Consider the following 22,030-nt stretch of genomic DNA (forward strand, 5'->3'; position numbering starts at 1 on the left):
CTTTACAGAATGGTTGTTCACCTGTCTCTTTCATGTTATTCTCACAATATAGATCGGAAAACAGAGGATGATTTTATTGGCCGAGAATAAAAAGGCAAATATGCGGCATTTACATATTGAAGACTTTAAATTTCCCTTTCAAATCAGCATTGAAAATCTTCATCAGACGGAAATGATTCATCCTCATACTCATGCTTTTTCCGAAGTCATTTATTTTGCGGAAGGCAGAGGCATACATAATTACAACGGTTCCATTTCAGACGTTGCACGGGGAGATGTCTTCATTATCCAGCCCGGGAAAGTGCATGCGTATCGTGTTCAATCTCAAGGTTTCCTTCGCGTCTGCCGGATCATGTTTCATCAGAAGCTGCTTAGCCGGGAATGGTCGTCACTGAATCATGCGACACCATTTATTGACCCTTATTTCATCGATCCTCATTACAGCAGCAACGAGTCATTTCCATCTCATATTTCTTTAAATCCCGAGGAACAGATAGAATTTACTGTACTCATAGACCGGATGATGGCCGAGTACAACCAGAAACCCTGGGCTTATCATTGTATGGTTCGCATGCTGTTGACGGAAATGTTTCTATATTTGGGCAGGTGGTCAGAAAAAAAAGGGAAGGAAAATCACTCTGCCGGAAACACGAAGAACATCATCAAAGATCTAACACTCTTTATCAGACAGCATTATAAACTGAATCTGACTCTAGGGCAGATCGCTGAAATGTGTGGGATGAGTCAGTCTGCATTCACAGCCCGGTTTAAGAAGGTAACCGGACGGACGTTTATCGACTATCGAAATAGAATCAGAATTAATGCGGCAAAAGATATACTGGGTACTTCTGACAAAAAAATTATTGAGGTGGCCCATGATGTCGGGTTCGATGACATCAGCCATTTTAACCGGACATTTAAAAAATGTGCAGGAATTACCCCGAAAGCATACCGAAACAGAATAACTCCCGGTTGCAGATGACGGGCAGCCAAACGATGCTCTCCTCATTACCTTGAGGTGGGAGTCTACCTGCAGGATGAATGAGAACTATTATCATCATCCACACTATTGACCACGAATGCCTGATTTGTGGCAAATGCGCAAAAAAAGCGTCAGATATGCAAAGTCACAGCGTCTGAGAAAAACTATGATTATCCCTGCAAGACAGATAAAAAATAAAAAAGCTATTCTGTTTATCTGAGGGGGAGAGATCATGAGTCCTAATTTGTTTAATACGTTGCATTTCCTTGTTTTGCATTTTCCTATTGCTCTGCTGATTCTCAGTTTTGTCCTTGATCTGATCGCAGCAATCTGGAAGAGAAGTAAAGCGCACGACCTGTTGCACAAAGCAGGATTCCTCACTTTGCTGTTTGGTACATTTATGTCGATCATTACTGTACTGTCCGGATTTATTGCTGCACAGATGCTTGGCGTCGGTGCACCAATCATTGTCCACGCATCAAAAGCCGTTTTCGTGACCAGCTATGCCATTTTTCTCAGTTTTATCCGCTGCTATTTTGTTTGGAAACTGAAGAAAGACATTAGTGATCATATTTTCTATCTTGTCGCTGCTTTTGCCGGGATTCTGCTGGTATTCACACAATTCAAGGTTTATCGCTTCTCGCATTTTGCTCTGCTCCAGTTTACGGTGCCATTGATCATTTCCGGATTTATTGCCGATATAATTGCCATGGTCGGAAGAAATAAGAACTATGCGGAGGATTTCAAAAGAATGGGGTATTACTTCCTGATTCTCGGCACGGTGGTCATCATCGGTACGGTCATTTCGGGTTACATGCGTGCAGCTGCCATGCCAACACTGAATCCGCCAAGAGTTTATGACGAGACGGCATTACAGGCACATGAACTGTTTGGCCTGATCACGATGGGTTTCTTTATTCTGCTCAGTGCGGTCCGTTCCGTTTTCTTTTTCAAAGCTGACCGGGCAAAAATTATTCTGAAAGGGCAGGGCATCTATGTAGTTGCCCTCATTGCCGGCATCGCCATCATTTCCTGGGCATCGCACCTGGGTGGGGAGGTTCATCTTTTCCCGGCGCTTTTCAAATAATTTTGTGAAACCTGGCTGTGAGAAAGTCTGTATCATGGACTTTCTTTTTTTCATTCCTGTGGCCCAACAGTCGGCAGGTTTTTCCATAGCTTCTCTCCACAATTCTGTCACTTATCTGAGGCTATATAAAAAAGAAAAACAAAATGTCTGTGATATAAGTCATAGATATTTGAATTATATTTGTCTATTATTAATCCGATCAGTAACATTGATCACATACTTTGAAAAAGATTTTTAAAATTTCTGACAGGAATATGTATTAAAAACGGGACAGGGGGAGGCAGCGGTATGACGTCAGGAGAACCAACCATTTATGAAAGCGTTTTACGAAAAGGCTATTCACGACGTACCTTTTTAAAAATATGCGCAGCTCTTGCAGCGACGATGGGACTGGAATTCTCGAAAACCGATAAAGTCGTACATGCTTTGGAGAACAAGAAACGTATTCCGGTGATCTGGCTGCAGATGCAGGATTGCACCGGTTGTTCGGAATCATTTATCAGGTCATCTTATCCAAAAGTTGAGAGTGTTATATTCAACATGATTTCTCTGGAATATATGGAACTGCTGACCGCAGCAGCCGGGTTTCAGACTGAGGCGGCAGAACAGAACGTATTGAAAAAAAACAAGGGTGAATATGTGCTGGTCGTTGAAGGAAGTGTACCGGAACAGGCCGGTTATCTGACTATCGGCGGCCGATCGGGTGAAGATCTGCTCCGGGAAGCGGCGGAAAATGCAAAAGCCGTACTGGCATTTGGTACGTGTGCATCCTGGGGCGGCATTGCCAAAGCCAAACCGAATCCGACAGGTGCCCGGCCGATTTCTGCCGTTCTCAGCGGCATTCCGATTATTCGTGTCCCCGGGTGCCCGCCGATTGCAGAAGTCATGACCGGTGTGCTGGCACATATCGTGACGTTTGATCAATTGCCGGAAACGGATTCACTCGGTCGTCCGAAAGCCTTTTACCGTCATCGGATCCATGATAAATGCAACCGCAGGGCTTACTTTGACGCCGGACTGTTTGCCGAGTCGTTTGACGATCCGAATCTCAAAGCCGGATATTGTCTGTATAAATTAGGGTGCAAGGGTCCGACGACATATAATGCCTGCGCGGAACTGCGCTGGAACGGCGGCGTCAGTTATCCGATTCAGTCAGGCAACCCATGTATCGGCTGTTCCGAAGCTGATTTCTGGGATAATGGACCGTTTTACACGCGTCACGCCAAAATACCGCTGACTCAAACGACAATCAATCCGGAAAAATGGGGTGCTGCGCTGACCGGTGCTGCTGTTGTCGGCGTGGGTGCTCATGCGGGCATTACGGCCGCAGTAAAGCACCATCAGAAGAAGTCAGAAAATAAAGGTGATCAGAATGAGTAAACGAGTCGTTGTCGATCCGGTCACCCGGATCGAAGGACATCTGAGGATTGAAGCGGATGTTCAGAATGGAAAGATCACCGATGCATTCAGTTCCGGAACAGCCATTCGCGGGATTGAACTGGTGGTCCGAAACAGGGATCCGCGCGATGTCTGGGGCTATGTCCAGCGAATCTGCGGTGTCTGTACGTCGTCACATGCACTGGCAAGCATCCGTGCTGTGGAAGATGCGCTGGACATCCGCGTGCCGAAGAATGCCAGCCTGATCAGAAATATCATGAACGGCACCCTCAACTTGCATGATCACGTGGTCCATTTCTACCACCTGCACGCTTTTGACTGGGTGGACGCGCTGAGCATTTTGAAAGCAGATCCGAAAGAGACAAGCCGGATTGCTCAGTCCATTTCCGCCTGGCCGAACTCCTCACCCGGCTATTTTAAGAGTGTTCAGGATAAAATCAAAAAAGTGGCTGACAGCGGACAGCTGGGTGTTTTCGCCAATGGTTACTGGGGGCATCCCGCCTATAAGCTGCCTCCGGAAGTCAATCTGCTGGCTGTCGCTCACTATCTGGAAGCTCTGGACTGGCAGAAGGAGATCGTGAAAATCCAGACAATTCTTGGCGGGAAGAACCCGCACCCGCACTATCTGGTCGGCGGTATGGCGACGCCGCTTGACATCAATATGGATAACGGAATTCATTCAGAACGCCTGCAGCAGATTGATCAGCTGATCACGCAGGCCGATCAGTTCATCCATCAGGTTTACCTGCCCGATCTTTTGGCCATCGGTTCTTATTATAAAGACTGGGGCAGTGCTGAAATCGGCGGCGGACTGCGGAACTATCTGTGCTACGGTGATTTTTCAACAGGGGATATCCGTGATACCCGGCTGTACCGCGTGCCGAGAGGAATCATCATGAACGGAAACATGAACGACATTCAGGATGTCGATCTGCACGATCCGAAGCAGATTACCGAAGGAATCGATCACGCCTGGTATACCTACGGCGGATCGCAAACCGGAAGCCGGCATCCGTGGAAAGGGTCGACCGAACTGAATTATACAGGCCCGAAGCCGCCGTATGAGCACCTGAACACGAATGAGAAGTACAGCTGGATCAAGGCGCCGCGCTGGAGAGGGCAGCCGATGGAAACCGGTCCGCTTGCCCGGATGATCGTCGGCTATGCGGCAGATAAGGGGGATTACAGACCGATTGTTGATGACACGTTAAAAAAACTGGGCCTTCCGCTTACTGCCCTGCACTCCGCACTTGGACGCACGGTGGCCAGAGGTCTCGACGCCGGCATGATCGTCGGATGGATGCGTGAGGATTTCAACAGTTTGATTCAGAATATTAAAAATGGAGACCAGACCACGTTCGATAAGACGAAGTGGGAACCGAAGTCCTGGCCGAAGCATGTATTTGGTGCCGGGACCAGTGAAGCACCGCGTGGCGCGCTCGGTCACTGGATTGAGATTGAAAATGGTAAAACGAAAAATTATCAGGCCGTTGTCCCAACGACATGGAACGCCTCACCCCGGGACAGTCAGGGGAACATCGGCGCCTATGAATCATCGCTTAAAGGCGTGCCGGTTGCTGATCTGAAACAGCCGCTGGAGATCCTGCGCGTCGTTCATTCCTTCGATCCCTGTCTCGCCTGCGCCGTTCATCTGACCGATACGGAAAGCCGGACGTTGACTTCCGTCCATGTGGAGTAAGGGGGTAGCGTGATGAGAACACTTACGGAGACAAAACCGGCGCTCCGCCGCAAACATGCCGAAGAAAATCTGAGAGCAAAGATCAGTGAACGCCGCTCTGCGCAGCTGCGTGAACAACATTCTGTTTATGTATGGGAACTTCCGATCCGGATCTTTCACTGGGTCAATGCAGCGTCAATCATGATTCTGATGCTTACCGGCATTTACATTGGTCACCCGTTCATCACGCCGGCTTCAAACGGCGAAGCCTATTATGATTATCTGATGGGCTGGGTGCGGATCATTCATTTTATCACAGCTTTTGTTTTCACGGCTAACCTGATTTTCCGCGCGTACTGGACCTTTAAGGGCAATCATTATGCCAAATCGCAGATTCTGCAGAAAAGTTTCTGGACCGGTCTGATTGAAACGCTCAAGGGATACCTTTTTCTGCCGAACCACAAGAAGCACTACATCGGCCATAATCCGCTTGCTCAGCTCAGTTATTGGATTTTTATCGGGCTTGGTTCCGTGATCATGGTTTTTACCGGCTACTATATGCTGTTTCAGCCGCAGCCGGATGCGTGGTATGCGAAAGCGTTTGACTGGGTGGTTTTCCTCTTCGGAGGGTCCGATTTCACGGTCCGTTCATGGCACCATCTGGTCGCCTGGGCCTTTATGATTTTTATTGTCATCCATGTCTATATGGCGTTCCGTGAGGACTGGCTGAGTAAAAACGGGACGATGTCTTCGATTTTTTCCGGGTATAAATTTGAACCGGCCCGCAGAGCGGAAGAACGTCAGAAAGGCGCGGCCGACGCAGCTCCATCATCTCTGGATGGGGTAAAAAAAATCACCGTGCTCGGTATTGGCAACACGCTGCACTCAGATGAAGGGACAGGGATTCATGTGCTGAACAGACTCCGGACGGCGCTTCAGGATGTGCCGAATCTGGAACTGGTCGACGGGTCAACGGAAGGCATGCAGCTGCTCGGACCGGTTGAAGACACCGATCAGCTGATTATCATTGATGCCATTAATGCCGGGGAAGAGCCGGGAACCCTGATTACCCTGAATAAAAATCAGATTCCCTCCTTTTCCGGAATCAAGATGTCCGTCCATCAGATCGGTTTTCAGGAAGTGGTATCGGCGGCTCAGCTCCGTGACCGACTGCCGGAGAAAATGGTCATGTTCGGTATTCAGCCCGCGTCATTAAAACTGGGAACAGAGTTGAGCAAAACGGTGGAACAGCTGCTTCCGGAACTGATTGAAAGAATAAAAAAACAGATCAGAGACTGGCGTGAGGGCCAATGAATCGCCGTTCATTTCTAAAAGAACTCGCCGGCAGCCTGACAGAGACGGCGAAGCAAATCGCCTCCCCGTTTATTGATGAAGATGTAAGGAAAATCACTCAGGCTGCCGATCTGCTTCAGGACATGCACTGGTATCGGCTCGACAGGGTGCCGAACGGGTACAGCGAGTCATTTCGTGCCGGGCAGGCTGTCTGTCTGTATAAAGCAGGTGAAAAAATCACGGCCTGCCGGAAGATCTGTCCGGATTGCCGGGGTATGCTGCAATGGATCGCCCCGCTTCAGCGGCTGACCTGCCTGTCCTGCGACCAATTTTATACGTTTGCGAAACAGGAAGGTTCCCTTCACCCTGAATTTATTCAATTGAAGCATGAAGGGGATCAGGTATGGGCGGCACTTCCCAATAAAGGGGCGGGGGACCATGCATGAAATGGGTCTGATGGCCGACGCTCTGGAAGCTGTTGCCGCGGATGCTGAAAAACGGGGCATGTCCTCAGTTGAGAAAATTTCCCTGATTGTCGGTGATCTGAGCAATGTACTTCCCGACGCCCTGCGTTTTGCTTTTGACGCGTTCCGCAGAACGGGAGAGGTCCCGCTGCTGGATCCGTCGGCGTCCCTGACCATTATCCGCGAGCGGGGGCGGGCACGCTGCGCCGTCTGCCATACGGAATATGAACCGGATGAGCTGATTGCCACCTGTCCGAAATGCGGCATGCCTTTCGGTGTCCTGCTTGAAGGAGAAACGTTTAAAATTCAATCATACGAGGGGAGCTGAGGTTATGAAAATCACGTTGGACAAGAATGTCATGGACAGCAATGATCATGCAGCGTCCTATAACCGGGATTTGTTCCGGAGGACAGGGACGCTTGTGATCAATATGATGAGTTCGCCGGGTGCCGGGAAGACAGCCATACTGGAAAAAACGGTGTCCGCTCTTGCAGGGGAATTTCGGATTGCAGTAATTGAGGGCGATATCGCGACAGAGCGTGATGCAGAACGGATCCGCAGAAACGGGGTGAAGGCCGTTCAGATTGCAACAGAAGGAGAATGTCACCTTGATCCGAGAATGGTGGCAAAAGTCCTTCCTGAGATCGATCTGGATACGACCGACATTCTCTTCATCGAAAACGTCGGAAATCTGGTCTGCCCCTCTGAATTCGATCTCGGTCAGAACTACCGGATTGTCGTGCTCAGTACCCCGGAGGGCAATGATAAAATGACAAAATATCCCCTGATGTTCCATGTTACTGATCTGGCGTTGATCAATAAGATCGACCTGTTACCCTATCTGTCCTTTGATCTGGATCAGGCAAAAAAGGATCTGAGAGGCATTAATCCCCATTCCCGTCTGATGCCGCTCTCAGCCAGAAGCGGAGAAGGTTTTGATACATGGCTCAACTGGATCAGAAAAGCTTATCAGGATGGCGTGAAGGACTGAGCATCACCGTGCACGGACGTGTGCAGGGAGTCGGATTCCGTCCGTTTGTTTATCGCCTGTCACAGGCGCTTGATCTGAAAGGGACGGTTCAGAATAATATGGACGGTGTTCATATTCACTGGGAGGGGCAGGAGGAGACGATTCGGACCGGTCTGAACCGGCTGATTGATGAAAAACCGGCAATGGCGCGGATTGATCACGTGGAAACAGTGAAGACCGCCCTTTCCGGTGCGTCCTGTTTTACAATCATTCCGAGTGACCGCAGCGGCTGTTCGTCGCTGATCATTCCGGTCGACTCGGCGGTGTGCGATGATTGTCTGCGTGAGATGCGCGATCCGGCAAACCGGCGTTACCATTATCCGTTTATTAACTGCACGCAATGTGGTCCGCGGTACACCATTATTGACGCGCTCCCTTACGACCGGTCATACACCTCGATGAAAAACTTCATCATGTGCCGGCCCTGCGCCGATGAATACCATCATCCGGCCGACAGGAGATATCATGCACAGCCCATTGCCTGCGCCTCCTGCGGCCCGCATCTATCCCTGCTGGATCCGGATGGGCGCACGATCAGCGAACGTGAGCAGGCGCTTCGCGTGGCTGTTCGCCTCCTTGAAAAAGGAAAGATCGTCGCCATCAAGGGGATTGGCGGTTATCACCTGGCCTGTGATGCAGCGAATGAAACGGCTGTTGCCCGGCTGAGAAAGCGCAAGGGAAGGCCGGACAAACCGCTGGCGGTTATGGTTCCCACGGTTGAGGCGGCCGGGAAGATGGCCGCAGTATCCGATACAGAAGCCGCCGTCCTGCGCTCGCCGGAAGCGCCGATCGTCCTGCTCGGGAAAAAGGACAGTCCGTCACTTCCGATTGCGCGTGGCATCGCTCCAGGCATCCGGACTGTGGGCATCATGCTGCCGTACACGCCGCTTCATCACCTGCTGTTTGACATGGGCCGGTATTCCTGTCTGGTGATGACGAGTGCGAATCATTCGGGCCTTCCGATCCTGTACGAGGACGGGCAGGTGCTCTCCGGACTGAAAGGGATCGCCGAGGCCATTCTGACGCATAACCGTCCGATATACAACGCCATTGACGACTCGGTGGTCCGGGCAGACGGAAAAGCCCCTTTCTTTTTACGACGGGCGAGAGGGTATGCCCCGGAGCCTGTCGCTGCCCCAGGCGATGTGAGCGGGATCGTTGCGCTTGGCAGTCAGCTGAATAATACATTCGCTCTTGGCCGCGGCCACCAGATTTTTATCAGCCCGCATCTGGGTGACTTATCGTCTGATCAAAGTATCAGACATTATGAACGGACGCTCAGACGTTTCATCGCATGGACAGGAAGCCGAATCGAGACGGTTGCTGCAGATCTCCATCCTCTCTACAGCAACAGAGAAACAGCTGCCGGACTGGGTCAGCCGGTCACCGAAGTCCAGCATCATCATGCGCATCTTGTTTCGTGTATGGCAGACAATCATCTGGGCGGCTGCTGCCTCGGGATCATCCTTGACGGGACGGGGTACGGAGAAGATGGTGCCATATGGGGCTTTGAAGTGCTGTATGGCGGGGCAGCCGGGTTCCGGCGGCTTGCTCACTTGCGCTATACGCCGCTTCCGGGTGGTGACAGGGCGGTCATTGAGCCCTGGCGCAACGCTGCCGCAATGCTGATCAGCCTGCATGGCGATGAAGGCATGCAGCTGGCGGAACGCCTGTTTCCCGAGAAAAAGCAGCTGCTTCCGGTCATTCAGCGTATGACAGAAAGGGAAGTGAACAGCCCGTCAGCCGGTACCTGTGGCCGATTATTTGATGCCGTGAGCGCGATACTCGGCGTCTGCCGGCGATCCACATATGAAGGAGAGGCGGCTGTTCTACTTTCAGAGCTCGCGGAAAGCGGGAAGAGGGCGCAATCTTATCCGTTTACAATCAGAGAGCAGGATCACATGCTGGTGATTGATCCGTCCGAGATGCTGCAGGAAATTGCCGTAGATCATCTCAGGGGCGCAGCTTCCGAAGCGATCAGTCAGCGCTTCCATGAAACGGTAAAAGCGGCCTGCTGCACGGTTCTGAATCAGATCCACCGCGCTCACCCGGAATATGGCCGGCGTGTCGTTTTGTCCGGAGGGAGTTTTAACAATCCGTATCTGTCAGAACAGATGGATCAGACGCTGTGCCGGTCCGGTTTCACTGTATTCAGGCATCAGCATGTCCCCTGCGGAGATGGAGGCCTGAGCCTGGGGCAGCTGATAATTGCGGAGGCGCGCAGATCGTCCGCTAACAGGTGAAAAATAATTCTGCAGAGTCATTATGATCGTAAGAGAGATTAAATGAGGAGAGTGATTCCGGTGTGTGTAGGCGTTCCGGCAAAAGTTATTAAAAAGAAAGATTATACGGCGCTTGTTGATGTGATGGGCACGCGAATGGAAGTCGGTATTCTGTTTGTCCCTGAAGTTCAGACAGGTGAATATGTGATTGTTCACGCCGGTCAGGGGATGTCCATCGTTGATCGTGATTTTGCCAGGGCAAGCATCAATGAGTGGGAGAAGATGGCCCATGCAAACGTTATTTGAACCGGCGGATCCGCAAGTTGCAAAAGAACTGGCGGAAAAAGTCAACCGTCTGGCAGATCGATGCCGGGAAAAGACCGGTGAGCTGCCGGCCTTTATGGAAGTCTGCGGGTCACACACGATGGCGCTCGCGCGAACAGGGGTTAAACTGATTTTAAAGGGACATGTCCGGATGATCTCAGGACCGGGCTGTCCGGTCTGCGTCACTGACCAGAAGCAAATTGATGCGATGATCGAACTCGCCGAGTCTGAGGAGCGGATTGTCTGTACGTTTGGCGATATGATGCGCGTCCCCGGATCGAAACGAAGTCTTCTCAGTGCAAAAACCGAAGGGCGCGACGTCCGCATTGTTTATTCACCACTGGATGCGGTGCGGATCGCTGAAGAAAACCCGGATAAGGAAGTTGTTTTTCTCGGTGTCGGATTTGAAACCACCGTACCTGTCCTGGCTGCTGCCCTGCAGCTGGCAAACGAGAAACAGGTCGCGAATTTCTCGATGTGGACTCAGGCAAAGCTTGTCCAGCCGGTACTGCGTACGCTGCTTTCTGTAAAGAAGGTCAAAATCAACGGTTTTTTACTGCCCGGCCATGTATCGATCGTGCTCGGCGCGAAAGCCTATCAGTTCCTTGTGGATGACTATCGGATGCCCGGGGTCATCAGCGGTTTTGAGCCTGTTGAGATGCTGAGCGCCATTTATCAGCTGCTTCAGATGACGCTGGAGGGGCGACCGGCTATTCTGAACAATTATAAAAGCGTCGTTCGTACTGACGGGAATGAAGCGGCTCGGAATATGATGTTCAGATATTTTGAGCCGGCAGACGCGGCGTGGCGCGGAATGGGGATCATTCCGCAAAGCGGACTGGCTATTCGCCGGGAATACAGCCGGTTTGATGCGAAAAAGAAATTTCATATCCATGTCGGTCAGCCGAAGAAAACGCGCTGCCGGTGCGGGGACATGATCTGCGGACTCGCCGCGCCCGATGAATGCATCCTGTTTGGTAAAGCCTGTACGCCCCTTCATCCTGTCGGTCCCTGCATGGTATCGACAGAAGGCAGCTGCGCGGCACATTACGCCTATTTGAGAGAGGAAGGATGACTCCTTATGGATCGTAAAGTTACTTTAGCTCACGGAGATGGCGGGGAACTGGCCCATAAACTGATCCAGCAGATTTTTGTCTCCGCCTTTGGTAATGAGACGGCTTCACATTTTGATTCTGCCTTTCTCTCAGTCGGGAGCGGGGAAATCGCCGTGACCACAGACAGCTTTGTTGTTCATCCCCTGTTCTTTCCCGGCGGGGATATCGGGAAACTCGCCGTTTCAGGAACGGTTAATGACCTGAGTGTGGCGGGGGCGAGGCCCCTCTTTCTGACAGCCGGATTTATTATTGAGGAAGGCTTCCCGCTGTCTGATCTGCGTACCATCGTCCGTTCACTGGCGCGCGAAGCGGAACAGGCCGGTGTCCATGTGGTTGCCGGGGATACCAAGGTTGTTGAAAAAGGAGGAGCTGACGGCCTCTATATTAATACAACGGGTATCGGTCTGAAGAGAAAAGAGACCGGGATCGCCCCTGAACGCATGGAAGCAGGTGATGCGGTGATTCTCAGCGGTACCGCGGGAGATCACGGCATCGCGATCCTTGCCGCCAGAGGCGAGCTGGGTCTGATCACCGATCTCAAAAGTGACTGCGCACCGCTCAATCAGATGATTGACCGCCTGTTTCAGGGCGGTATTGACATCAAAATGATGCGGGATCCGACGCGCGGCGGTGTGGCCACCACACTCGTTGAGATTGCCGAAGACTTCGGCGTGCAGATTGAACTTACGGAATCCCGGATTCCGATCAGAAATGAAGTAAAAGGCGCGTGTGATATTCTCGGTTTTGATCCGCTGTACCTGGCTAACGAAGGAAAAGTCATCCTGATTGTTGCAGATAAGGACCGGGAACGTGCACTCGAGGTCTTGCATGCCACTCCGGAAGGGTCACAGGCAACGCTCATCGGGAAAGTAACCGGCAGGGGTCATGGTCAATTAGTTCTTGAAACGCCGCTCGGGAGTAAACGGCGGTTGCATCGCTTGTCCGGCATGATGCTGCCGCGGATCTGCTAAATTAGAAAAGAGGTGCCTGCTATGTTTCAATCAATCGGTATTCCCGGTCTGATCCTGATTTTAGTGATTGCTCTTGTCATTTTCGGTCCGTCCAAGCTCCCTGAAATTGGGAAAGCTTTCGGTAAAACGCTCAGGGAATTCAAGAAGGAAACCAACAATCTCGTTGATGATGAATCCCATGAATCCCCGCAGAAAGTTCGCAAGGAAAAGAACCATACAGATGACGGTAAAAATGCGTGAAGAATCCAGGTGCGGGTATGACGGGGAAAAATATGAGTCTGCTGAATCATCTAAATGAACTGCGCAGAAGGCTGATCGCCGTTTTCGTCGCCTTCATCCTCAGTGCTGCCGTCATGCTTTTTTTCACGAAACGGCTGTACCTGTGGCTGATTCGTGACCTGCATGTCGACGGCCAGCTGGCCGTGCTCAGTCCGGCAGATATTGTCACGGTGTATTTCATGATTGCCGGTGTTGCGGCAATTGCTGTGACCATCCCTTTTGCCGCCTGGCAGCTCTGGCTTTTCGTTGCGCCTGCACTGACCCGGAAAGAACGGCGGATTGCGCTCTCTTACATTCCGGCCCTTTTTCTGCTTTTCCTGGGCGGGATTGCATTTGGCTATTTCATTGTGTTCCCAAACATTTTTCACTTTCTGATGTCAATGAATGATGGCATGTTCCAGCTGGTCTTTACGGCTGAACGCTATTTTCGCTTCATGATGCAGGTCGTCCTGCCGTTTGGGCTGATTTTTGAACTTCCGGTGATCGTCGTTTTCCTGACGAATCTCGGGATTCTGAATCCGGTCCGAATGAGAAAAATGAGAAAAATCTCTTATTTTGTCCTGATTATTCTGGGGGTTGCTCTGTCCCCACCGGATTTTGTTTCGGATACGGTGATGTCTGTACCGCTTCTTCTCCTTTATGAAATATGTGTGACCCTGTCCGCGATCACCTGGCGCAGGAAGCTGAAAAGAAGAGCGCAATCAGAAGGGGAGCTTTCGGCCGCTGCGGAACAGACTCATGAACATAACCTCTGAAAAAGTTGCGATGCCCCGTCCCGTATGGTACATTAAATCTATTGAGAAGGGTACGTTTATTTGAAGATAGGAGCGTTATTTCATGCATACATTTTTAATGATCGTGATGCTTGTTTCTGCATTGATTATGGTTGTCCTGATTCTGATGCAGAGAAGCCGTGGCGACGGATTATCAGAGGCGATTACAGGCGGGGCAGAACAATTATTCAGTAAACAGAAAGCAAGAGGCATTGAAGTTGGCCTGAGCCGTCTGACCATCTTTTTCTCTGTTATCTTTTTTCTCTGCGCGTTCCTGCTTGGTTACTATTTTTGAATTTCATGCTGAGTGACGAACCGGAAGGGTGGCTGAACAACAGCAGCTGTCGCTCCGGTTTTTTATACCTCTGTTCCGGGAATACCCGATCTCTTAGACCAAACAGTGAATATAGCGTATAATAAATGAATAGAAAAGGGAAGAACTGCCAGTTATCTGATTCAACAATTGATGACTGTTTAACGGGGGGATGACGGAAACATGAAGGTGAGGCCGCCAAAACCGTTTCTGTTTGAAGGCGGTGCCCGTGCCGTTTTACTTCTGCATGCATTTACAGGCAACTCGGCAGATGTCCGGCAGCTGGGCAGATATCTCAATAAACGGGGATACACCTGTTACGGGCCGCACTATTCAGGACATGCCGTACCTCCTGAGGAACTCGTTCGGACAACTGCTGCGGACTGGTGGCATGATGTGCAGGAAGCTTACCGGTACATGATGCGGCTCGGATATCAGGAACTTGCGGTATGCGGTTTGTCACTGGGAGGGGTATTTTCTCTGAGATGTGGATACACTTTTCCAGTAAAGGGACTGATTCCGATGTGCGCTCCGATCCGGTCCGGTGCACAGGAACGGATTCATGCAGGTGTTCTTCGCTATGCTGAGAATTATATGGCCATGCAGGGGAAAAATAAGCAGGAAATTGCCGCGGATATGGCGGATATTCGGAAGAAAATTCCGGCCATGCTTACAGGACTCAGCCGGATGATTGACGAGACACGGCATCATCTGCCACAGATCCGGGTGCCCGTTTTTATTGTTCAGGCACGGCAGGATGAAATGATTAATACGGATGATGCACAGAAGATGTATGACGCACTGCAATCGGAAAGAAAAACATTGAAATGGTATGAACAGGCAACACACGTAATAACGCTGGGAGCAGAAAAAATGCAGTTAAACCAGGATGTCTATGCGTTTCTCGAAAGCCTGGACTGGTCTGTTTCCTGAGGACAGGGAGGTTTATTTATGGCAGAAGAACGCATTCAGAAAATCCTTGATTACATGAGGGATGAAACGTACCGTCCAATGACCCTTCAGGAGCTTGAAACAGCTTTTGGAGAGGATCAGGCGGATCAATTGCCGGAGTTTGTCAGGACACTGACTGAGATGGAAAAACAGGGGCTGGTCATCCGAACACGTTCGGAACGGTACGGGCTTCCTGAAAAAATGAATCTGATGAAAGGCCGCGTACAGGCGCATGCCAAAGGGTTTGCATTTATTATCCCTGAGGATGACAGAATGGATGACGTATTTGTCAGCCCGAACGATATGGGCGGCGCGATGAACGGAGATACTGTCATCGTTCGTGTATCATACAAGCAGTCAGATCGTGGTGACCGGGCAGAAGGGACAATCATCCGTGTTCTTGAGCGTGCCGTGAAGCAGGTTGTCGGAACGTTTAATGCCGGCAGACACTTCGGCTTTGTGATTCCGGATGATAACCGCATTACAAGTGATATATTCATCCCTGAACATGCGGAACATGGGGCGATGGAAGGGCACAAAGTGGTTGCCGAGATTACGAAATATCCTGAAGGCAGGAAAAATGCTGAAGGCATGATTACCCAGATCCTGGGACATAAAAATGATCCGGGCGTCGATATTCTCTCCATTATCTATAAGCACGGCCTTCCGCTTGAATATCCTCCCGAAGTGCTTGCCCAGGCAGAAGCGATACCGGATGAAATCACGGATCAGGATCGCAGGGGCCGCCGAGATCTGCGCAATAAAACGATTGTGACGATTGATGGTGAGGACTCCAAGGACCTTGACGATGCGGTCAATGTCATCAGACTGGATAACGGCAATTACCAGCTGGGTGTACATATCGCCGATGTCAGCTACTATGTAACGGAAGGATCACCAATGGATGCAGAAGCCTATGAACGCGGAACAAGTGTGTACCTTGTCGACCGGGTGATCCCGATGATTCCGCACCGGCTCTCGAACGGGATATGCAGTCTGAATCCTCATGTGGACAGACTGGCCATCAGTTGTGTCATGGAAATCACGCCAAAGGGCGAGGTTGTCGGACATGAGATTTTCCCGAGTGTAATTCGCTCCACAGAACGGATGACCTATACCAATGTCCGCAAGATCCTGAGAAGAGAAGACGAGGCGGTCCTTGAACGTTATCATAATCTGATCCCGTTTTTTGACCTGATGGAAGAACTGGCTGAGATTCTCGAGAAACACCGCAAGGAACGTGGTGCTATTGACTTTGACTTTACAGAGGCAAAAATTATTGTTGATGAGCAGGGCAAACCGACCGATGTCGTGATTCGTGAACGCACGGAAGCGGAGCGCCTGATTGAATCCTTTATGCTCGCTGCCAATGAGACAGTGGCAGAGCATTTTGAAAAGCTGCATCTTCCCTTTTTATATCGGGTACACGAAGAACCGAGCCCGGATAAGCTCGAGAAATTTTTCGATTTCGTTGTAAACTTCGGTTATGTGGTCAAAGGCTCGAAAGATCATGTTCATCCTCGTACGCTTCAGTCCCTGCTGGAAAAAGTCAAGGGACAGCCTGAAGAAACGTTGATCAGTACGGTGATGCTGCGATCAATGGCAAAAGCAAAATATGATGATAAATGTCTCGGACATTTCGGCCTGTCGACGGAGTATTATACCCATTTTACTTCTCCAATCCGCCGCTATCCCGACCTCACCGTGCACAGACTGATTCGCAAATATCTGTTTGAAGGGCATACCGATGGAAAGACGCAGGCAGTCTGGAAAGAGCAGCTTCCGGACATCGCTCAGCGCACATCCGCCTGCGAACAGCGTGCAGTTGAGGCGGAACGCGATACCGATGATCTGAAAAAGGCTGAATTCATGCAGGATAAGGTCGGGCAGACCTTTGACGGCGTGGTCAGCGGGGTCACCAACTTCGGACTTTTTGTTGAACTGCCGAATACGATTGAAGGTCTGGTTCATATCAGCTACCTGACGGATGATTACTACCGTTACAGTGAAGAAAATATGGCCCTGATCGGTGAACGGACAGGTCATCTGTACCGAATTGGCGACGAGATCCGGGTCCGCGTGCTTGATGTGAATCTCGACGAGAGTGCTGTGGACTTTGAAGTTGAGGGTATGAAACCGCAGAAACCACGTGTGCGTAAATCCCGCCCAACGATCATTCAGGGAAATCGCAATGGCAAAGATGACAAAGGGAAGAGACGCTTCGGAGGAAAACCGGGCGGCAAAGCTTCAGATCATCGCGGATCCGGACACAGAGGCGGGTACGACAGTAAAAACCGACCCTATGCAAAAAATAAAGGAAGAAGTAAATGACAGAACGAGACAAGAGAACTCCGGGCGGGGTTCTTTTTTCAATTTTTCGGGTTAATGTAAAAAAATACAGCCTGAGAATCTGATATAATGAGGACGCCGGTTCCCTGAACAGAAAGGGTCCGGCTGCCAGTCTGCTCCACACCACAATACACAGCAGGCAAATTGGGAGGCTTTTATGATTAAACTTATTGCGATGGATATGGACGGAACTCTGCTCAACAGTCACAACGAGATCGGCTGGGAGAATCTGAAGGCCATGCGTTATGCCCGGTCAAAAGGTGTATCGCTAACGATTGCATCAGGAAGAGCACCCTTCGATGTGATGAATCTCCTGAAAGAAGCGGATATCGAAGCGCATGTCATTGGTGGTAACGGTTCCACGCTCCATACGCTCGACGGAAAATTGTTAGGTGCCGATTTTCTGGACACAAAAGAAGCGCTTGAGATTGTCGGCGATCTGACAGCGAAGAAGTATTTTGTCAGCGTCAGTACGGAACATGGTATTTACCATCCGGAAAACGGGGAGCTGTGGCTTCGTCAGGAGCTTGAACGGCTTCATAAGCCTGATGTCCGTGGAGAAGGCTATCAGCGTTCCGCAAAGCAGACCTATCACAGAAATTACAGTAGCCCGGAAGAGATTCAGGCGAGCGGAGAGGGGATCTATAAACTACTTGTTTTTTCATTTGATGATCAGAAACTGAGCAGGGCCCGGGAAAAATATGAAGCAAAACATAAATACGCCATCGTTTCAAGTGGCAGCGGGAACTTTGAAATCATGGCCCGTAACGTATCCAAAGGAAATGCCCTGTATCATCTGGCGTCCTATCTTGATATACCTCTGAGCGAGGTCATGGCGATTGGCGACAACTATAATGATCTGTCGATGTTTGCCGTCGCCGGTATCTCCGTTGCCATGGGGAATGCAGATCAGGAAATTAAGGATCAATGTAATCGTGTGACACTGACCTGTGCGGAAGATGGCGTGGCACACGCTATCTATCATGAACTGGGGAAAAAGTAAGGGCACAGGGACAGGGAGGACACGTATGAAAAAGTTTATCAGCTATGCCGGCCTGTTTGCTGCCAGCCTGATCATACAATGGCTTTGGTTTACCTATATGATGCCGCGTCCGGATAAAAGCCTGATGGATATGCTCCTTGCTTCCGTTGTTTTCATTGTCATCCTGATGCTTCTTGATCTGGCTCAGCACAGACGGATGAAATAAGCAGGAAGACAGTCCGGCTTGCCGGCTGCTGCCCGCGTAGCTTATAATGAAATGATGGATAAGTCAGGCAGGTGTTCACAGTGACAAAAAAGGAAAGCCGTGTACTCGCTCAGAATCGCCGGGCAAGACATGATTATTTTATTGAGCAGATGGTCGAAGCAGGGATCGTCCTGCAGGGAACGGAAATTAAATCAATTCGTCGGGGAAAGGTCAGTATTCAGGATGCCTTTGCCAGAGTTGAAGGCGAAGAAGCCTATCTTTACAATATGAATATCAGCATGTATGAACAGGGAAACAGATATAACCATGATCCGCTGAGAACACGTAAACTGCTGATGCATCGAAAAGAAATTGCCAAGTTTGGTGCAGAAGCGGATAAGACAGGTTATGCCCTGATCCCACTTAAAATTTATGTAAAGAACGGATTTGCCAAAGTACTGATTGGGTTAGGACGAGGCAAAAAGATGTATGATAAACGTGAAACCATGAAGAAAAAAACGGCTGAGCGTGAAATGGCCAGAGCGTTCAGAGGCAGGCAGAAAATGTAATTTGATTTTTTGCAGTTTTACTGATATACTATGTTCTGCCATCAAAGTTATGGCTGATTTTTTCGCACGCCCGTTTTACCAAACGGGGACGTTACGGATTCGACAGGGGCAGGTTGAGTTTAAGCGGCGAGCCGAGGGGGTCGGCCTCGTAAAAACGCCAAAGCCATAACTGGCAAAAAGAACGAAAACCTCGCTTTAGCTGCGTAAGTAGCTTTTGCGGTTCCTCCCTCCATCGCCCACGTGGTAGGGTCAGGGACTCACTCTAGTGGGATACGCCGGACGCCCGCATTCTGAGGGCCAGGGAAGAGATTAATCGGGATAGTTCCGTGAAAGCCTGTCGGCGGGCCGACGCGCGGGCGAATTGCTAATATACCGACTACGCTCGTAGAAACTTAAATGGCGATGTTTCTGGACGTGGGTTCGACTCCCACCGTCTCCATTTTTACAATTCTATGGAATATGGAAAGAGCTCGAAAGTTTTGATTTATCAATGCTTTCGGGCTCTTTCTTTTGGCCATTTCGATCGTTTAATGAAAACATCCCAGAACTTCCCAAATTCGTAAACCATTTTTGCCCCGTGTGTATATTTTTACAGTGCGGAAGCATAATAAGCCCCTCCTTTCAGAGAGTAGATTTTAAAAAATGACGGTTAGTTATCCTCTGTCTGATTCCACTCAGGACAGAGTCAGTTGCGTCAGTTGTAAAATTATTGGAATATTAAATATATTGCGAATATCGAATGGATGTTAAAAAGTTTCTTTTCTTGACTGCTGTCAATTTTATATCCTTCGTTTCCGCTTATCCTTGAATTATAAAAGGAGGGAGAGGCAATATGAAATTCCAGAAATGGTTACAGAAACATAATACACACATCACCTGGTTGACCGGTGCTTTGATTGTACTTGGCTTTTTAAGTAAAGGACTTTTCCATTGGGAAACAGGTTATAATGTGACATTTATCGCGGCTACAATTATCGGCTTCTTACCAGTTTTGATTCATGCCTGGCAGGCCCTGAAAGTGAAGGTCATCAGTATCGAATTGTTAGTCAGTATCGCTGTGATCGGTGCCCTTTTTATTGGTGAATATAACGAATCAGCGATCGTTGTCTTTCTGTTTCTGTTCGGGAGTTATCTGGAGCAGAAAACCTTGCAGAAAACGCGCAACTCAATTAAAACCCTGACCGAAATGGCCCCGACGAAAGCCTGGGTTTACCAAAAGAATGGTCAGGCGCAGGAAACGGATATTGATGAAGTGAATGAGGGTGATGAGCTCTTAGTGAAGACGGGGGCCCAGGTTCCGGTGGATGGGGTGATCACCTCAGGTCACGGCTATCTGAATGAAGCCAGTGTCACGGGCGAATCCAAGGTTGTTGATAAGCCGGTAGGCGCGACCGTTTTTGCCGGGACGATCTTAGACAACGGAACCCTGCGAATGAAGGCAACCCGTGTGGGTGAGGATACCACATTCGGCAAGATCATTGAATTGGTTGAAGAAGCTCAGGATACAAAATCACATGCGGAAAAGTTTATTGATCATTTTTCCCGTTATTATACGCCGGCCGTTCTATTATTAGGACTGATTGTCTGGGTGTTCACGCAGGACATCCGGCTGGCCATCACAATCTTAGTCCTGGGCTGCCCGGGAGCCTTAGTGATCGGTGCTCCGGTGTCCAATGTGGCCGGTATCGGTAATGGCGCAAAAAGCGGCGTTCTGATCAAAGGCGGCGAGATCATGAATACGTTCAGTAAGGTGGATACGTTAGTCTTTGACAAAACGGGCACGCTGACGAAGGGGCAGACTGAGCTCGTTGAAATGCATGCCGTGCCTGGTCAGCAACATGGATTAGCCTATACAGCTGCTATTGAAAAGGAATCCGATCACCCACTTGGCAAGGCGATCCTGGCCTATGCCAAGGCGCATGACATGGATTACAGTCATCTGAAGGTGACTCAGACCCAGGTGGTCAAGGGTAAAGGAATCAGGGCGGTTGTAGAGAATCAGAACGTTCTGGTTGGTAATCGTAACCTGCTGACTGAAGCCGGGGTGCAACTGCACCCTGAGCAGGAACGAAAATTAGCTGAGATGGAAGAGAAAGGAATATCCACTGTTTTAGTTGCGATCGATCAAGAGCCCGCGCTTATGCTGGGTATTGCCGATACGCCAAGAGACGGCGTTAAATCCGCTTTAGCCGCTTTAAAAACAATGGGCATCAAAAAAATGGTGATGCTGACGGGTGACAATGCGCGGACCGCCCAGGCGATTGGCCAGCAACTGGGTATTGATGAAGTTCATGCAGAGTTATTGCCGGAAGATAAAGTGGGTTATGTAGAAAAGCTGAAGCAGGCGGGCCATCATGTCGCTTTCATCGGGGATGGCGTCAATGACAGCCCGTCCCTTGCCTCGGCACATATCGGCATTGCCATGGGCAGCGGGACCGATGTTGCAGTGGAAACCTCAGATATTGTTTTAATGAAATCCAGATTTTCTGAGCTTGTCCATGCTTATGGATTAACGAAGAAAACAGTAAGAAATATGAAAGAAAATATTGTGATTGCCATTGCTACCGTTGCGTTCTTATTAGTCGGTCTGATTCTTGGTTACATTTATATGGCGAGCGGCATGTTCGTCCATGAACTCAGCATTTTAGTAGTCATCATGAACGGGATGCGTTTGTTAAGATACCACACGAAGCAGGCTGCGTAACACTTTGCTCTTTATTTTTAAAAGTTGATAACTGTCAATTTATTAATGAACGAGCCGCATTAAACTGAACATGTAAACAAAAGAAAGGGGAATTCAAGATGAAAAAAGTGATTTTACAATTAGAGGGATTGACTTGTCCGTCATGTCTGCAAAAAATTGAATCCGGCCTTGCGCATCAGGAAGGCATTCTAAAGTCGAAAGTCCTGTTTAATTCCAGCAAGGTGAAGACAGAGATCGATCCAGATAAGATCTCAGCCAAAGAAGTGGCGCAGATCGTGTCGAAACTCGGTTATGAAGTCAAATCGGTCAAAGAAAAAGAAGCTTAAGGATTTACAAATTC

Annotated in this window: 22 protein-coding genes, 1 other RNA gene and 1 pseudogene; all 24 read left to right on the top strand. The window is 49.7% G+C overall.

Annotation, left to right across the window (positions count from 1 at the left end; all coding sequences use genetic code 11):
* Positions 1–76 precede the first annotated feature (76 nt).
* Positions 77–982, top strand: coding sequence for an AraC family transcriptional regulator (locus tag ABNN70_RS08085; protein WP_240697249.1), 906 nt, complete (start codon positions 77–79; stop codon positions 980–982).
* Positions 983–1,214: 232 nt separating this feature from the next.
* Positions 1,215–2,069 (top strand): DUF2231 domain-containing protein, encoded by an 855-nt coding sequence (locus ABNN70_RS08090; RefSeq protein ID WP_353947497.1) that lies wholly within the window; start codon positions 1,215–1,217, stop codon positions 2,067–2,069.
* A 288-nt stretch (positions 2,070–2,357) separates the two neighbouring features.
* Positions 2,358–3,449, top strand: coding sequence for a hydrogenase small subunit (locus ABNN70_RS08095; RefSeq protein ID WP_353947498.1), 1,092 nt, complete (start codon positions 2,358–2,360; stop codon positions 3,447–3,449).
* Positions 3,442–5,166 carry a nickel-dependent hydrogenase large subunit gene (locus ABNN70_RS08100; RefSeq protein WP_353947499.1) on the top strand — a complete coding sequence of 575 codons (1,725 nt, stop codon included), beginning with the start codon at positions 3,442–3,444 and terminating at the stop codon, positions 5,164–5,166. Before ABNN70_RS08095 ends, ABNN70_RS08100 begins: the two co-directional genes overlap by 8 nt.
* A gap of 69 nt (positions 5,167–5,235) precedes the next feature.
* A pseudogene (gene cybH, locus ABNN70_RS08105) lies at positions 5,236–5,922 on the top strand (Ni/Fe-hydrogenase, b-type cytochrome subunit); the annotation flags it as partial.
* Positions 5,923–6,003: 81 nt separating this feature from the next.
* A complete protein-coding gene (locus ABNN70_RS08110; protein ID WP_326407522.1) occupies positions 6,004–6,459 on the top strand; it encodes a HyaD/HybD family hydrogenase maturation endopeptidase in 456 nt (151 codons plus the stop codon).
* Positions 6,456–6,884: a Rieske (2Fe-2S) protein gene (locus ABNN70_RS08115; protein WP_353947500.1), complete on the top strand. Its 429-nt coding sequence runs from the start codon at positions 6,456–6,458 to the stop codon at positions 6,882–6,884. The genes ABNN70_RS08110 and ABNN70_RS08115 overlap by 4 nt, the downstream gene beginning before the upstream one ends.
* On the top strand, positions 6,877–7,230 hold the full coding sequence (locus tag ABNN70_RS08120; RefSeq protein WP_129928725.1) for a hydrogenase maturation nickel metallochaperone HypA: 354 nt from the start codon (positions 6,877–6,879) through the stop codon (positions 7,228–7,230). Before ABNN70_RS08115 ends, ABNN70_RS08120 begins: the two co-directional genes overlap by 8 nt.
* Positions 7,231–7,234: 4 nt before the next feature.
* Complete coding sequence (hypB, locus tag ABNN70_RS08125; RefSeq protein WP_353947501.1) at positions 7,235–7,894, top strand: hydrogenase nickel incorporation protein HypB; 660 nt, start codon at positions 7,235–7,237, stop codon at positions 7,892–7,894.
* Positions 7,846–10,176 (top strand): carbamoyltransferase HypF, encoded by a 2,331-nt coding sequence (hypF, locus tag ABNN70_RS08130; RefSeq protein ID WP_353947502.1) that lies wholly within the window; start codon positions 7,846–7,848, stop codon positions 10,174–10,176. The genes hypB and hypF overlap by 49 nt, the downstream gene beginning before the upstream one ends.
* A gap of 60 nt (positions 10,177–10,236) precedes the next feature.
* Positions 10,237–10,461, top strand: a complete 225-nt coding sequence (locus ABNN70_RS08135; RefSeq protein ID WP_353949408.1) for a HypC/HybG/HupF family hydrogenase formation chaperone — start codon at positions 10,237–10,239, stop codon at positions 10,459–10,461.
* Positions 10,445–11,554 carry a hydrogenase formation protein HypD gene (gene hypD, locus ABNN70_RS08140; RefSeq protein WP_129928722.1) on the top strand — a complete coding sequence of 370 codons (1,110 nt, stop codon included), beginning with the start codon at positions 10,445–10,447 and terminating at the stop codon, positions 11,552–11,554. Before ABNN70_RS08135 ends, hypD begins: the two co-directional genes overlap by 17 nt.
* Positions 11,555–11,560: 6 nt before the next feature.
* The gene (gene hypE, locus ABNN70_RS08145) at positions 11,561–12,565 is read left to right on the top strand and encodes a hydrogenase expression/formation protein HypE (RefSeq protein ID WP_353947503.1); all 1,005 of its coding nucleotides are present in this window, start codon (positions 11,561–11,563) and stop codon (positions 12,563–12,565) included.
* A 21-nt stretch (positions 12,566–12,586) separates the two neighbouring features.
* A complete protein-coding gene (locus tag ABNN70_RS08150; protein WP_129928720.1) occupies positions 12,587–12,805 on the top strand; it encodes a twin-arginine translocase TatA/TatE family subunit in 219 nt (72 codons plus the stop codon).
* 17 nt (positions 12,806–12,822) lie between these two features.
* A complete protein-coding gene (gene tatC, locus ABNN70_RS08155; protein WP_353949409.1) occupies positions 12,823–13,599 on the top strand; it encodes a twin-arginine translocase subunit TatC in 777 nt (258 codons plus the stop codon).
* An 82-nt stretch (positions 13,600–13,681) separates the two neighbouring features.
* Positions 13,682–13,912: a preprotein translocase subunit SecG gene (gene secG / locus ABNN70_RS08160; protein ID WP_353947504.1), complete on the top strand. Its 231-nt coding sequence runs from the start codon at positions 13,682–13,684 to the stop codon at positions 13,910–13,912.
* A gap of 201 nt (positions 13,913–14,113) precedes the next feature.
* Positions 14,114–14,863, top strand: coding sequence for an alpha/beta fold hydrolase (locus ABNN70_RS08165; RefSeq protein ID WP_129928717.1), 750 nt, complete (start codon positions 14,114–14,116; stop codon positions 14,861–14,863).
* An 18-nt stretch (positions 14,864–14,881) separates the two neighbouring features.
* Positions 14,882–17,212: a ribonuclease R gene (rnr, locus tag ABNN70_RS08170; RefSeq protein ID WP_353947505.1), complete on the top strand. Its 2,331-nt coding sequence runs from the start codon at positions 14,882–14,884 to the stop codon at positions 17,210–17,212.
* Positions 17,213–17,387: 175 nt separating this feature from the next.
* Positions 17,388–18,233, top strand: coding sequence for a Cof-type HAD-IIB family hydrolase (locus ABNN70_RS08175; RefSeq protein ID WP_353947506.1), 846 nt, complete (start codon positions 17,388–17,390; stop codon positions 18,231–18,233).
* A 25-nt stretch (positions 18,234–18,258) separates the two neighbouring features.
* The gene (locus ABNN70_RS08180; protein ID WP_353947507.1) at positions 18,259–18,438 is read left to right on the top strand and encodes a hypothetical protein; all 180 of its coding nucleotides are present in this window, start codon (positions 18,259–18,261) and stop codon (positions 18,436–18,438) included.
* Positions 18,439–18,518: 80 nt separating this feature from the next.
* Positions 18,519–18,986 carry an SsrA-binding protein SmpB gene (smpB, locus tag ABNN70_RS08185; protein WP_353947508.1) on the top strand — a complete coding sequence of 156 codons (468 nt, stop codon included), beginning with the start codon at positions 18,519–18,521 and terminating at the stop codon, positions 18,984–18,986.
* Positions 18,987–19,070: 84 nt separating this feature from the next.
* Positions 19,071–19,428, top strand: a transfer-messenger RNA (tmRNA) gene (gene ssrA, locus ABNN70_RS08190).
* A gap of 390 nt (positions 19,429–19,818) precedes the next feature.
* Positions 19,819–21,690, top strand: a complete 1,872-nt coding sequence (locus ABNN70_RS08195; RefSeq protein WP_353947509.1) for a heavy metal translocating P-type ATPase — start codon at positions 19,819–19,821, stop codon at positions 21,688–21,690.
* A 98-nt stretch (positions 21,691–21,788) separates the two neighbouring features.
* Positions 21,789–22,016, top strand: a complete 228-nt coding sequence (locus tag ABNN70_RS08200; protein ID WP_129928711.1) for a cation transporter — start codon at positions 21,789–21,791, stop codon at positions 22,014–22,016.
* Positions 22,017–22,030: the final 14 nt, after the last annotated feature.

Source organism: Sporolactobacillus sp. Y61 (assembly GCF_040529185.1).
GTDB lineage: Bacteria > Bacillota > Bacilli > Bacillales > Sporolactobacillaceae > Sporolactobacillus.

What these genes read in the sequence shown, in the direction of transcription:
- ABNN70_RS08090 (WP_353947497.1), top strand. Translation starts at nt 1,215, where the DNA reads ATGAGTCCTAATTTGTTTAATACGTTGCATTTCCTTGTTTTGCATTTT.
- ABNN70_RS08095 (WP_353947498.1), top strand. Translation starts at nt 2,358, where the DNA reads ATGACGTCAGGAGAACCAACCATTTATGAAAGCGTTTTACGAAAAGGC.
- ABNN70_RS08100 (WP_353947499.1), top strand. Translation starts at nt 3,442, where the DNA reads ATGAGTAAACGAGTCGTTGTCGATCCGGTCACCCGGATCGAAGGACAT.
- ABNN70_RS08115 (WP_353947500.1), top strand. Translation starts at nt 6,456, where the DNA reads ATGAATCGCCGTTCATTTCTAAAAGAACTCGCCGGCAGCCTGACAGAG.
- ABNN70_RS08120 (WP_129928725.1), top strand. Translation starts at nt 6,877, where the DNA reads ATGCATGAAATGGGTCTGATGGCCGACGCTCTGGAAGCTGTTGCCGCG.
- hypB (WP_353947501.1), top strand. Translation starts at nt 7,235, where the DNA reads ATGAAAATCACGTTGGACAAGAATGTCATGGACAGCAATGATCATGCA.
- hypF (WP_353947502.1), top strand. Translation starts at nt 7,846, where the DNA reads ATGGCTCAACTGGATCAGAAAAGCTTATCAGGATGGCGTGAAGGACTG.
- hypD (WP_129928722.1), top strand. Translation starts at nt 10,445, where the DNA reads ATGCAAACGTTATTTGAACCGGCGGATCCGCAAGTTGCAAAAGAACTG.
- hypE (WP_353947503.1), top strand. Translation starts at nt 11,561, where the DNA reads ATGGATCGTAAAGTTACTTTAGCTCACGGAGATGGCGGGGAACTGGCC.
- ABNN70_RS08150 (WP_129928720.1), top strand. Translation starts at nt 12,587, where the DNA reads ATGTTTCAATCAATCGGTATTCCCGGTCTGATCCTGATTTTAGTGATT.
- tatC (WP_353949409.1), top strand. Translation starts at nt 12,823, where the DNA reads ATGACGGGGAAAAATATGAGTCTGCTGAATCATCTAAATGAACTGCGC.
- secG (WP_353947504.1), top strand. Translation starts at nt 13,682, where the DNA reads ATGCATACATTTTTAATGATCGTGATGCTTGTTTCTGCATTGATTATG.
- ABNN70_RS08165 (WP_129928717.1), top strand. Translation starts at nt 14,114, where the DNA reads ATGAAGGTGAGGCCGCCAAAACCGTTTCTGTTTGAAGGCGGTGCCCGT.
- rnr (WP_353947505.1), top strand. Translation starts at nt 14,882, where the DNA reads ATGGCAGAAGAACGCATTCAGAAAATCCTTGATTACATGAGGGATGAA.
- ABNN70_RS08175 (WP_353947506.1), top strand. Translation starts at nt 17,388, where the DNA reads ATGATTAAACTTATTGCGATGGATATGGACGGAACTCTGCTCAACAGT.
- ABNN70_RS08180 (WP_353947507.1), top strand. Translation starts at nt 18,259, where the DNA reads ATGAAAAAGTTTATCAGCTATGCCGGCCTGTTTGCTGCCAGCCTGATC.
- ABNN70_RS08195 (WP_353947509.1), top strand. Translation starts at nt 19,819, where the DNA reads ATGAAATTCCAGAAATGGTTACAGAAACATAATACACACATCACCTGG.
- ABNN70_RS08200 (WP_129928711.1), top strand. Translation starts at nt 21,789, where the DNA reads ATGAAAAAAGTGATTTTACAATTAGAGGGATTGACTTGTCCGTCATGT.